The sequence below is a fragment of the Saccharothrix sp. ALI-22-I genome, from assembly GCF_001984175.1.
GTDB lineage: Bacteria > Actinomycetota > Actinomycetes > Mycobacteriales > Pseudonocardiaceae > Actinosynnema.
Genome location: NZ_MTQP01000068.1, coordinates 77,205 through 89,350, shown reverse-complemented (window position 1 = coordinate 89,350; position 12,146 = coordinate 77,205). Strand labels below are relative to the sequence as shown.

General features: G+C 71.1%; 8 protein-coding genes and 1 tRNA gene. 5 read left to right on the top strand and 4 right to left on the bottom strand.

The window, feature by feature from the left end; translation table 11 throughout:
- Positions 1-226: 226 nt before the first annotated feature.
- Both ALI22I_RS36980 and radA read left to right on the top strand, forming a co-directional pair.
- Positions 227-979 (top strand): hypothetical protein, encoded by a 753-nt coding sequence (locus ALI22I_RS36980; RefSeq protein ID WP_077010257.1) that lies wholly within the window; start codon positions 227-229, stop codon positions 977-979.
- 274 nt (positions 980-1,253) lie between these two features.
- Positions 1,254-2,618 carry a DNA repair protein RadA gene (radA, locus tag ALI22I_RS36975; RefSeq protein ID WP_443216999.1) on the top strand — a complete coding sequence of 455 codons (1,365 nt, stop codon included), beginning with the start codon at positions 1,254-1,256 and terminating at the stop codon, positions 2,616-2,618.
- Positions 2,619-2,680: 62 nt separating this feature from the next.
- On the opposite strand, the gene otsB is transcribed toward radA, so the two are convergent.
- The 3 genes from otsB to ALI22I_RS36960 all read right to left on the bottom strand — a co-directional run bounded on the left by otsB (position 2,681) and on the right by ALI22I_RS36960 (position 8,210).
- Complete coding sequence (otsB, locus tag ALI22I_RS36970; protein ID WP_077010255.1) at positions 2,681-5,215, bottom strand: trehalose-phosphatase; 2,535 nt, start codon at positions 5,213-5,215, stop codon at positions 2,681-2,683.
- Between the two features lie 66 nt (positions 5,216-5,281).
- Positions 5,282-6,718, bottom strand: a complete 1,437-nt coding sequence (locus ALI22I_RS36965; RefSeq protein WP_077010254.1) for an alpha,alpha-trehalose-phosphate synthase (UDP-forming) — start codon at positions 6,716-6,718, stop codon at positions 5,282-5,284.
- Positions 6,719-6,872: 154 nt separating this feature from the next.
- Complete coding sequence (locus ALI22I_RS36960; protein WP_077010253.1) at positions 6,873-8,210, bottom strand: threonine/serine ThrE exporter family protein; 1,338 nt, start codon at positions 8,208-8,210, stop codon at positions 6,873-6,875.
- Between the two features lie 281 nt (positions 8,211-8,491).
- On the opposite strand from ALI22I_RS36960, the gene ALI22I_RS36955 reads away from it, so the two are divergent.
- The 3 genes from ALI22I_RS36955 (at position 8,492) to ALI22I_RS36945 (ending at position 10,347) form a co-directional block, all read left to right on the top strand.
- Positions 8,492-8,567: transfer RNA gene (locus ALI22I_RS36955), tRNA-Thr, on the top strand.
- A gap of 187 nt (positions 8,568-8,754) precedes the next feature.
- The gene (locus tag ALI22I_RS36950) at positions 8,755-9,072 is read left to right on the top strand and encodes a YciI family protein (RefSeq protein ID WP_077010252.1); all 318 of its coding nucleotides are present in this window, start codon (positions 8,755-8,757) and stop codon (positions 9,070-9,072) included.
- A gap of 21 nt (positions 9,073-9,093) precedes the next feature.
- Positions 9,094-10,347 carry an RNA polymerase sigma factor gene (locus tag ALI22I_RS36945; protein ID WP_077010251.1) on the top strand — a complete coding sequence of 418 codons (1,254 nt, stop codon included), beginning with the start codon at positions 9,094-9,096 and terminating at the stop codon, positions 10,345-10,347.
- Positions 10,348-10,453: 106 nt separating this feature from the next.
- Here ALI22I_RS36945 and ALI22I_RS36940 read toward each other — a convergent pair whose 3' ends face one another.
- Positions 10,454-12,073: a vWA domain-containing protein gene (locus tag ALI22I_RS36940; protein WP_077010250.1), complete on the bottom strand. Its 1,620-nt coding sequence runs from the start codon at positions 12,071-12,073 to the stop codon at positions 10,454-10,456.
- Positions 12,074-12,146: the final 73 nt, after the last annotated feature.

Below are 12,146 nucleotides of genomic sequence, written 5' to 3'. Positions count from 1 at the left end.
GGTTGACAAATCACCCGGTCGCATGCAATGCCCGAGGTCGATCTTGCTCCACTGTGGACCCGGGTGGACCGGTCGCGACCCGGCCGCGGACCGTCTTCCGGCCGCTGTGGGGCACCGCGTGCCGCAGGTCCGAGGGCACCCCGTTAGGCTCCTCGACTGGTGGTCGTACCCGCTTCTACCGGGTACGACCCGCCTCGTCAGCACACCGGGAAGGATCCGAACAGCCGTGGGTCGCGCACTCCAGAAGTCCCCAGCGCCGCGCCGCCTGGCCGTCGTGGCCGCCCTGGCGACGGGCCTCGGCTTGGTCGCCGCGGGTTGCAGCGCAGGTCAAGTCACCCAGACGGACACCCAGGTGGCCGCCGTCAACGGGGCCAGCGGGCAAGCGGGAGACATCGCCGTCCGCGATGCGCAGTTCCTGTTCCCGGTCGAGCACGGCTCCTACGAGCAGGGCGACGACGCGCCGATCATGGTCGTGATCGCCAACAACGGCACGAGCCCGGACAAGCTGCTGGCCGTGACCAGCGAGTTCTCCGAGCCCGCCGAGCTCACCGGTGACGTGGAGCTGGAGAGCTCGTCGGCCATCGTCGGCGGCGCGGACCAGGACGACGCGGGCAGCCACACCACCACGACCACCACCACGCCGTCGGCGCCCTCGGGTTCGGCGACGACCACCACCACGCCGTCCGGCGCCACCACGACCACGGGTTCGGCGACCACGACGACGGGTTCGGCGACCACGACGACGGGCGACGACACGTCCATCTCGAACCCGCCGACGACGCCGACGAAGATCCCGTCGTCGGTCGACCCGACCGAGCCGGGCGTGGTGAAGATCGTGCTGAAGGGCCTGAAGAAGCCCTTGCGGCCGGGCGAGACGATCCGGGTGACGTTCCTGTTCCAGAACGCCGGCGAGGTGACCCTGGAGCTGCCGATCGGCGCCACCACGGAACCGCGCAAGGACGAGCCCTCCGAGCACTGAGCACCGCCGACGAACGCTTCCGCAGGGGTCCCCGCCAAGGGGGCCCCTGCTTTGATTCTGCTGGCCGATACCGACAGTTCGGGGTCGTCGGGCGCGGTCTGTGGATAACTGGGCGGACCTGCGGTGAACGCCGTCTGTGGGCCTCGGGGGGCGGGTTGGGGAACACCGCCTGCGGCGAGGGAGTGCTGTCGGCCGGGCGTGTCGCGCTGCGGCGCAGGGCGGAGTGGGTGGTCTTCGGCGGGGGTTGTCGGTGGTGGCGGATAGCCTCCGGGGCGTGGCGAAGACAGCACGGGTGGTCAGGCCGACGTACCGGTGTGCCGAGTGCGGGCACGAGGTGGCGAAGTGGGTCGGGCGGTGCCCGGAGTGCCAGGCCTGGGGCACGGTGGAGGAGCGGGGGGTCTCGGCTGCCCCCAGGTTCCTCGCGGGCGCGCCGAGCAGTGAGGCGCGGCCCATCGCGCAGGTCGATGTCGAGTCGGCCCGCGCGGTCTCGACCGGTGTGGGGGAGTTGGACCGGGTCTTGGGCGGCGGGCTGGTACCCGGGGCGGTGGTGTTGCTGGCCGGTGAGCCGGGGGTGGGCAAGTCGACCCTGTTGCTGGAGGTCGCGCACCAGTGGGCGTCCACGGTGGGCCGCTGCCTCTACGTCACGGGTGAGGAATCGGCGGGTCAGGTGCGGTTGCGGGCCGACCGGACCGGCAATCTGCACGAAGAGATCTACCTGGCCGCCGAGAGCGATATCTCCGCCGTCCTCGGCCAGGTGGACGTGGTCAAGCCGAGCATGCTGATCGTCGACTCCATCCAGACCATGTCCTCACCCGCCGTCGACGGCACGCCCGGCGGGGTCAGCCAGGTCCGCGCGGTCACCTCCGGGTTGATCGCCGTCGCCAAGGAACGCGGGCTGCCGGTCGTGCTGGTCGGCCACGTGACCAAGGAGGGCTCGGTCGCGGGCCCGCGAGTGCTGGAGCACCTGGTGGACGTGGTGCTCCAGTTCGAGGGTGACCGGCACTCCAGCCTGCGCCTGCTGCGCGGCGTGAAGAACCGGTTCGGGCCGGCGGACGAGGTCGGCTGCTTCGAGTTGCGTGACGACGGCATCGCGGGCGTGCCGGACCCGTCCGGGCTGTTCCTGCACCGCCGCGACCAGGCGGTGTCCGGCACCGCCGTGACGGTCGTCGTGGAGGGCAAGCGGCCGATGTTGGGCGAGGTGCAGGCGCTGGTCGCGCACACCGCCCTGCCCGCGCCCCGGCGCGCGGTGAGCGGGCTCGACTCGGCCCGTCTCGCCATGGTGCTCGCGGTGCTGGAGAAACGCGGCAAGGTCGGGTTGGGCAACAAGGACGTGTTCACCGCCACGGTCGGCGGGATGCGGCTCACCGAGCCCGCGGTCGACCTGGCGGTGGCGTTGGCGGTCGCCTCGGCGGCCACCGACCTGCCCCTGCCGCACGACCTGGTCGTGGTGGGCGAGGTGGGCCTGTCCGGTGAGCTGCGCCGCGTCAGCGGCGTCGGCCGCCGCCTCACCGAGGCCGCCCGGCTCGGCTACACCAAAGCCCTGGTGCCGCCGGACGCCGGGCCGCTGCCGCCCGACACACGTGCGCTGGTCGCGCACGACCTGCTGGAGGCGCTGCACCTGCTCAAACTCACCAAGTAGCCCAGGCAGACGAACGGCGCCCGGTCCCCAGGACAAGGAGACCGGGCGCCGTCCCAAAGCACCTACTTGGCAGCCGCCAGCAGCTGGGCGCAGCGGATCAGGCCCAGGTGGCTGTACGCCTGCGGGTGGTTGCCCAGGGAACGCTCCGCGATCGGGTCGTACTCCTCGGGCAGCAGACCGGTGGGCCCGGCCGCGTCCACCATCTGCGCGAACAGCTCCTCGGCCTCGGTGCGCCGCCCGGTGAGCAGGTAGGCCTCGATCATCCACGCCGCGCACAGGTGGAAGCCGCCCTCATCGCCCGGCAGACCGTCGTCACGCCGGTACCGGTACACCGTGGAACCGGACCGCAGCTCGGCCTCGATCGCGGTCACCGTGGCCTGGAACCGGTCGTCGGCCGGGTCGATCAGACCCGACAGCCCGACGTGCAGCGACGCCGCGTCCAGGTCGTCACCGTCGTACGCGGTGGTGAACGACTGCGCTTCCTCGCTCCACCCGTGCTTGAGCACGTCGTTGGAGATGGTGTCGCGCAGCACCGGCCACGACGGGTCGATCTCCCGCCCGTAAGCCTCGGCCAGCTTCACCGCCCGGTCGAGGGTCACCCAACACATCACCTTCGAGTACACGTGGTGACGGGGAGCGTGCCGTTCCTCCCAGATGCCGTGGTCGGGCTCGTGCCAACGGCGGGCGACCGCCTCGGCCATCGCCTGCACCATCAGCCAGTCCTTGTCGGTCAGCGAGCCGCGCGCGGACGCCAGCTGCACGACCAGGTCCACCACGGGCCCGAACACGTCCAGCTGCACCTGCTGGTTGGCCAGGTTGCCGACGCGCACCGGACGTGACCCGGCGTACCCGGGCAGCGTGTCGATGACGGCCTCGGCGCCCAGCATGGTGCCCTGCAACGTGTACAGCGGGTGCAGCCGCTCCGGGCCGGGCAGCGTCGCCAGGACGCCGTGCACCCACCCCAGGAACGCCTCCGCCTCGCCCATCGACCCGACCGACACCAGGGCCTGGGCGGTCAGTGCCGCGTCACGCAGCCAGCAGTACCGGTAGTCCCAGTTCCGGATGCCGCCCAGTTCCTCGGGCAGCGAGGTGGTGGCGGCGGCCATGATCGCGCCGCTGTCGTGGTGCACCAGGCCCTTCAACGTCAACGCCGACCGCAGCACCAGCTCCGACTCGACCGGCGGCAGCTTCAACGTCGCCGCCCAGTCCGACCAGTACGCGCCGGCCCGCGCGCGCCGTTCCGGCTCGCCCAGGGTGGTCTCGGACAGGTCGTCCGTGCCGCAGCGCAGCTCCAGCAGGATCGGCGCGCCCTCGCGGGGACGCACCACGGCCGTCGCCGTCTCCTGGATGCCGTCGGAGGTGATCTGCCAGTCCACGCCCGGTGAGCGCAGCACCATCGGGTCCGAGGTGCCGACGACCCGCAGGCCGTCGCGCTCGCGCAGCAGCCGCACCGGCACCTGGCCGAACTCCGGCCGCGGCGCGAAGGTGATCACCGCGTTGGTCGAGCCGGAGATGCGCCGCACCAGGTCGGTGCGGTGCGAGGCCAGGTCGTGGTCCAGGTAGTCGGTCACCAGCAGCCGCGACCAGCGGGTCTCCACGATCATCGTGCCGGGCACGTACCGCTGGCCCAGGGGCAGCGAGCCGTGCTCGGGCTTGATCGAGAAGTGGCCCGCGGCCGGTCCGCCGAGCAGGTCGGCGAACACCGCCGCCGAGTCCGGCTCCGGGTGGCACAGCCAGTTCAGCCGGGCGTCGGGGGTCAGCAGCGCCACCGAGCGCTCGTTGGCCAGCATGGTGAGCCGCTCGATCGGCACGGCCTGGTCGCCGTGCAGCCACGCCCGCCGCTCCTCCAGCAGGAACGCCAGCATGGTGGCCACGTCGAGGGTGTCGCCGACGTAGTACTGGGCCAGCGTCTCGCCCTCGCCGACCTTGATGCCGACGTCCGGTCCGCTCAGCCTGGCGAACGCCTTCTCGTCGGTCACGTCGTCACCGACGAACACGGCCGCGGTGGCCGCCGCGCGGTGCCGCAGGACGTCGAGGGCGTGGCCCTTGTCCGTCTGCACCACGGCCAGCTCGATCACGGCCTTGCCCTCGGTGACCTGCACCCCGTCCCATGTCGCCGGACCGGTGCGCACCGCGTCCAGAACCCGCTCCCCCACGGCGGGGTCGGCACGGCGGACGTGCACCGCGATGCTCGCGGGTTTCACTTCGAGGCCGACGCCGGGTTGGCCGTCGACGACTCCTTCCAGTTCTACCTCCAGGCGGCGGTGCAGTTGTTTGGCGTTCGCGTCCAGCGCGTGGACGAAACCGACGTCGAACTCGGATCCGTGCGAACCCACCAGGTGCACCTCGGACGGCAGCCGCGACAGTGTCGCCAGGTCGCGCAGAGCGCGCCCGGAGATCACCGCGGCCGTCGTCTCGTGCAGACCGGCCAGGGAGCGCAACGCGCCCACCGACTCGGGCAGCGGACGGGCGTCCTCTGGGTTGGCCACGATCGGAGCCAGTGTCCCGTCGTAGTCGCAGGCGACCAGCAGGCGCGGTGTGCGTGCCAGCTGCACGATCGCACGACGAAGTTCGGCGGGGAGGGCCTCGGCGGTCAACGCCCCTCCTCAATGCTCGGTGGGACAAGGTCGGTAAACTTGTGTCTGAACTGATTCAGAAGCTGATCAGACCGTGGTCTGCGTGCCCAAGGCATCAAGAAACGATCGAGCCCAGCGGTCGACGTCGTGCGTGAGGACTTGGCGGCGCAGCGCGCGCATCCTACGGCGGCCTTCTGCCGGATCCAGCGTGAGGGCTGCATCCAAGGCGTTTTTGACGCCGTCCAGGTCGTGCGGGTTGACCAGGAACGCGCTCGTGAGTTCGGCCGCCGCGCCGGCGAACTCGGAGAGCACCAGCGCGCCGCCGAGGTCGTAGCGGGTGGCGACGTACTCCTTGCAGACCAGGTTCATCCCGTCACGCACCGGAGTCACGACCATGACGTCCGCGGCGGTCATGAACGCGGTCAGCTCGCGCCGGTTCACCGATTGGTGCAGGTAGTGCACCACGGGGTGGCCGACGGTGGAGAACTCGCCGTTGATCCGGCCGACGGCCTGCTCGATCTCGCCGCGCATCTGCTTGTAGTGCTCGACGCGTTCCCGGCTGGGTGTGGCGAGCTGGACCATGGTGACTTCGCTCGGGTCGACGCGGCCGTCGGCCAGGAGCTCGTACAGCGCGCGCAGGCGCACGTCGATGCCCTTGGTGTAGTCGAGGCGGTCCACGCCGAGCAGGATCTTCTTCGGATTCCCGAGGTCTTCGCGAATTTGTTTCGCGTGTTTTTGGACCTCTTTGTCGCGGGCCAGCGCGTCGAGGCCGGCCGAGTCGATAGAGATCGGGAATGCCCCGACGCGGACAGTCCTATCGCCGACCTGGACCACACCGGGCCGGGTGCGCACGCCGACCGCGCCGCGGCTGGGTTCCAGGCCCACCAAGCGCCGGGCCAGCCACAGGAAGTTCTGCGCGCCGCCGGGCCGGTGGAAGCCGACCAGGTCCGCGCCCAGCAGGCCGCGGATGATCTCCGTGCGCCACGGCAGCTGCATGAACAGCTCCACCGGCGGGAACGGGATGTGCAGGAAGAAGCCGATCCGCAGGTCCGGGCGCAGCTCCCGCAGCATCGCCGGGACCAGCTGCAGCTGGTAGTCCTGCACCCACACCGTGGCGCCCTGCGCGGCCACCTTCGCGGTCACGTCGGCGAAGCGCTGGTTGACCCGCACGTAGGCGTTCCACCAGCGCCGGTGGAACGCGGGCGGCGCGACCACGTCGTGGTAGAGCGGCCAGAGGGTGCCGTTGGAGAAGCCCTCGTAGTAGTCGGCGACCTCGGTGGCGCTCAACGTCACCGGGTGTAGCTGGAGGCCGTCCTCCTCGAACGCGTCCACTTCGGCGTCCGCGACGCCGGGCCAGCCGATCCACGCGCCGCTGTGCGTGCGCAGGAACGGTTCCAGAGCGGTGACCAGGCCACCGGGGCTGTGCTTCCAGCGCTGGGTGCCGTCCGGCAGGCGCTCCAGGTCAACCGGTAGGCGGTTGGCCACGACCAGGAAATCCGCGCCGTTCTCGCCAATGCTGCTCACCGGGTAGCGCCTCCTAAGGGATTCGTCTCGCCCACCGTTGAGGTTAGTGGGAAACCGCAGGTTGAATGCCCTGTCGTCGCCCCCGTCACACAGTGTTGACTTGACGAAAGCTCGTCAGGTGGGCCATCTCACGTGGAAAGCCCGTGTTCAGAGGTCACCTCCGGGAACGGGCCCTGAGGCGGCCCAGGCCGGAGCGGACCGGACGTCCCAAATGTTCACCCAGTACGACGCCGCTCGCCAGCGCGAGCGCGGTGCCGGCGGCCAGCACGAGGGTGGACAGGCCGGCGGCGTCACCCTCCGCTGTCAGCTGGTAGAGGGCCCGGTACGTGGTCCAGCCGGGCAGCAGCGGCACCATGCCGGCCACCGCGACGAGCAACGGCGGCATCCGCAGCCGGCGGGACACGATCTTGCCGCCGAAACCGACCACGGTGGCCGCGACGGCGGCGCTGGTGATGGTGTTCATGCCGACCAGCGCGAGCAGGCCGTAGCTGGTCGTGCCGACCGCGCCCGCCGCCGCGGCCATCGGCAGGGCCCGCGGCGGCGCGTAACTGGCCAGGGCGAAGAACGCGGAGGTGGCCGCACCCGCCGCGAACTGCATCGGGACGTCCGAGATCAGCGGCGGCAGGGGATCGGTGACGTTCGTCCGCACGCCCAGCTGCACGCCGGCGCGCAGGGCCAGCGCGATGCCCGCGATGAGGCCCGCGGTGAGCAGGCCGACCTCCACCGTGCGGCCGGCGGCGGTGACGTTGTAGCCGGTGATGGCGTCCTGCACGGTGCCGACCAGCGACAGGCCGGACAGCAGCACCACGATCCCGGTGGCGATCAGCAGGGACGGCCGCACGCTGGGCAGCAGGTCGGTCGCGTACATCGCGACCGCGACGGAGGTGGCCAGGGCGCCGCCGACGACCTGCTGGAAGAAGAACGGCAGCCGACGCCGGTTCAGCAGCCGCCCGACCCGGTCGATCAACGCCGTGACGACGGCCGCCGTCGCGGCCAGCAGGGGCCCACCGCCGACCAGGAACGCCACCGCGCCCGCCATGCCCGCCCACGCCAGCGTCGCCACCCAGCGCGGGTACGGGTGGTCGGCACGGCTGATCCGGTCGATCTCGGCGTACGCCTCGGTGGCCGGGGTCTGGTCCGCGGTGATCCGCCGGATCAGCCGCTCCACGGCGGCGAGCCGGGTGTAGTCGACGCTGCGGCCGCGCACCACGCGCATCAACGTGACGGGCGGGGCGTCCGTGCCGCGGTGGCAGGAGACGGTGATCGACGTGTAGATCACGTCCACCTCGGTGTGCGGCAGTCCGTAGGCGTTCGTCACGGCCAGGATGGTGGCGGTCACGTCGGCCGCGCCCGCCCCGCCGGCCATCTGCGCCTCACCGACCCGCAGCGCCAGGTCGAGTACGAGGTGGACGGTCGAATCGTCCGGAAGGGACGGCCCTTCGACCGGTCGTGCCTGCTCGGTGTGTTCGTACCGCCGACGCCACAACCGCACCCGGCGCCACCTCCTCCGGTCGCATGGCCGCCACGCCCGACCGTTTCACATTCGAGGCTGTGTCATGCGCCACCCCCGGACGAGGTACCCAAACCAGGTGACTTGATCACTGTCCGTTCAGTACTGTTGATACCGTTGGCCAGCGGTTTACGGGTTCGCAGGGCCACCCGGACGGTACCGGTGACCTCCGGATGGACCAATGCGGGCGCACCAGGAGCAGACCGTTCGCCGCAGGAAGCATCCCGTGCGGGCGCTTACGATGTTCCAGGCCTCCGGGCCATGCCGGTGTAGCTCAATTGGCAGAGCACTCGCCTTGTAAGCGAAAGGTTGCGGGTTCAAGTCCCGCCACCGGCTCCACACCAACTATCCCTGGCCGGGAAAACCCTGGTCAGAGGATAGTTTCATGATCATAGCGGGTCTCGGTCCGGGCCTCGGCCGGCCGTCCACCGGTGGCCCCGACCTGTGTGGCGCTCAACGCGGGTGTCCTTCGGGGCGGTTCCCGTTCGTCGTAGTGGTGCAATGCACCGGACGACGGGAGTGACCGATGAAGTACATGCTGCTGATCTGCGTCGACGACACCATCGAGCCGACCGAGGGCGACCCGACGATCGAGCAGTGGCTGGACGAGGTCGAAGGCAAGCGGCTGGACGGATCGCAGTTGCGGTCGATCCAGGACGCCACGACCGTGCGCACGCGTGGTGACGAGGTGCTGCTGAGCGACGGGCCGTTCGCCGAGACCAAGGAGCACATCGTGGGCTACGACATCGTCGACTGCGCCGACCTGGACGAGGCGATCCGGATCGCGTCGCGGCACCCGTGCGCGCGGTTCGGGTCGGTCGAGATCCGGCCGTTCGCGGAGTGACCGGGTGACCGGGGTGACGGGGTGACCGGCGGGGCTCACGAGGCGAGGGTCGAGGCCGCCGTCGCGGAACTGTTCCGGGCCGAGCGGGGGCGGATCGTGGCCACGCTGATCCGCCTCACCGGTGACTGGGACCTTGCCGAGGAGTGCGTGCAGGACGCCTTCGCGCGGGCGCTGGAGCACTGGCCCTGCGAAGGCGTCCCCCGCCGTCCCGGCGCGTGGCTCACCACGACCGCCCGGAACCGGGCACTGGACCGGTTGCGGCGGTCGACCGTGGAGGCGGCGAAACTGCGCGAGGTGGTGACGGTGGCGGATGACGACGTCCACGTCGATGTCGATGTCGATCAGGACGACATCGGTGACGACCTGCTGCGGTTGATCTTCACGTGCTGCCACCCGGCGTTGACGTTGGAGGCCCGGGTCGCGCTCACCCTGCACACCGTCACCGGGTTGACCACGGCCGAGATCGCGCGGGCGTTCCTGGTGCCGGAGGCGACGATGGCGAAGCGGCTGGTGCGGGCGCGGCAGAAGATCCGCAACGCCCGCGTCCCGTACCGGGTGCCGCCCGCCCACCTGCTGCCCGAACGGACCGGTGGCGTGCTGGGAGTGCTGTACCTGCTGTTCAACGAGGGGTACTCGGCGAGCGGGGGCGCCGACCTGCTGCGGCCGGACCTGTGCGCGGAGGCGATCCGGCTCGCCCGCACGTTGGTCGACCTGATGCCCGACGAGCCGGAGGCGGTGGGGCTTCTCGCCCTGACGCTGTTGCAGGACTCACGTCGGGCGGCGCGGTTCGACGGTGCGGGTGACCTGGTGCCGTTGGCGGAGCAGGACCGGGCGCGGTGGGACGGCGAGCGGATCGAGGAGGGCGTCGCGCTGCTGGACGCGGCGTTGCGGCGGGGGCGGCCGGGTCCGTACCAGGTGCAGGCCGCGATCGCCGCGTGCCACGCCACGGCGGCGCGGGCGGCGGACACGGACTGGCCGCAGATCGCGCTGCTCTACGGCGAGTTGGCCAAGCTCGTGCCGTCACCGGTGGTGCGGCTCAACCGGGCGGTCGCCGTGGCGATGGCGGACGGTCCGGCGGCGGGCCTGGCGCTGGTGGACGGGCTCGCGCACGAGTCGAACGGTCATCTGCTCCCCGCGACCCGCGCCGACCTGCTGCGACGCCTGGGCCGGACCACCGAGGCGCTGGCCGCCTACGGGCAGGCGCGGGCACTGGCGCCCACCGAGGCCGAACGCCGCCACCTGACCCGCCGGATCACCGATCTGCGGGCGGACTGAAACGGCCGCGTGTGTCAGCCCGTTCCGCCTGGTCGCGTGGGGGAGGTTCGCCGGGGAGGTGGTCGCGGCCCGTGAGGGGGCACGGGCCGCGACCGGTGGCCGGGGACTAGCCCCGTTCCACGATCACCCGGTAGGCCACGCCGCCCAGGTCCTCACCGTCCGCGAACTGCACCACGTTCGTCACGAACTCGCCGCCCTCGGTGCCCTCGCCGGGCGTGAACGTCAGTTCTGTGGTGAACCGCTCACCGGGCTCGATGACCAGCCCGTGCAGCACGGCCCGCTGCGCGTCCACCTGCACCCGCGTCCCGCCCACCGGCTTCACGCCCTCACCGGCGCCACCGGTGGCCCGCCAGCGCTCGAACAGGCGCGGCCCGAGGTCGATCACCACGGTGCCGGGCAGCGGCTTCACTCCGGTCACCACCAGGTCCGACTTGATCGGCTTGCCGGTGGCGTTGCCCAGGGTGAACCACGACGTCGCGGGCAGGGTCGGCTTCGTCCGCACGGTCTGGACGTTGCGCCACGCGATGTTGTTGTTGTTCTTCGCGTTCAGGGCCGTGTTGAGGCCCTCGGCGAACGTCATCGGGTCGGTCGCCGAGACCCACCGCGCCAGCAGGCAGAAGTGCCCCGGACCGGGCACGTTCACCCACGGGATCTTCACCACGGTCACGCCCGCCGGCACCGTCAGCGACTGCTGGCCGATGGGGTTCCAGTCGGCCGGCCACTGGGCCGAGCCGCCGGCGGCCGTCCAGTAGACCTTCAACGTCCCCAGACCGGGCCCGCTGCCGTACGGGCCGGGGTTGTTCAGTCGCACGTGGACGTAGTTCGTCGCGGTGACGACCGGCTGGAACCCGGCGGCGCAGTCCGCGACACCGGGGCACACCTTGATGTCCGGGCTCTGCCAGATCGAGCCGTTCGGGTTGGGCTCGACGCCGGTGTCCGACGACTGGTCGTGCATGAACACGTCGGTCTGCTTGCAGTCGGCCAGGAACTGCCGGATGGCGGTCGCCGTGCCGGTGCCGTCGGACGCCGCCTGCACGTACGACCCACCGGTCGTGGTGGCGTAGTTCTGCATGATCGGGGTGATCGTGGCGCTGTAGGTCGGGGACGTCGGCACGTACACCGCCGAGATCTTGATCCCGGCCGTCACCGCGTTGTTCGCGCGGGCGGAGGCGTTCGCCACGTCGACGGCGGCGTGGACGTCGTCGAACCCGCCCGGCCTGGCGTCGGTCACCAGGACGACGAACTTCGTCGCGTTGGACCGCCACACGCCGTTGAAGTTCACGTTCTGCGGACGGCCGGCGGCGGGCAGGTTGTTGATCACGGTGTTCAGCGCCTCGTCGGACGCCTCGGGCTCGTTGCTGCCACCACTGGCGGCCAGGGTGTTGGTGATGTAGTTCGTCACCGGGCCCGCGTTGCCGGGGGCGAGGTTGTTGTGGATGGTGATGTTGTCCTTGAACGTCACCAGGGCCAACTGGTAGTCGCCGCCGGACGCGGTGACCACGTCGTTGACGATCGAGTTGACGCCGGCCTTCAGGTTGTTGATCGTGCCGCCCATGCTGCCGGTGTCGTCCAGGACGAACGCGACGTCGAGCGGGCCGCAACGGGTTTCGGCGGCCGGTGCGGGGGCGGGTGCGGGTGCCGCCGAGACGGCGGGGACGAGTTGGACGGCGGACGCGGCCAGTGCCGCGACGGCTAACAGCGCGCCGCGTCTGAGAAAGGGATGCATCAGTGGATCTCTTTCCGCTCGTGCTGCCGGACCAGGGTCCGGGTGCCCGGGACGGGGGATGTCCCGGGCACAT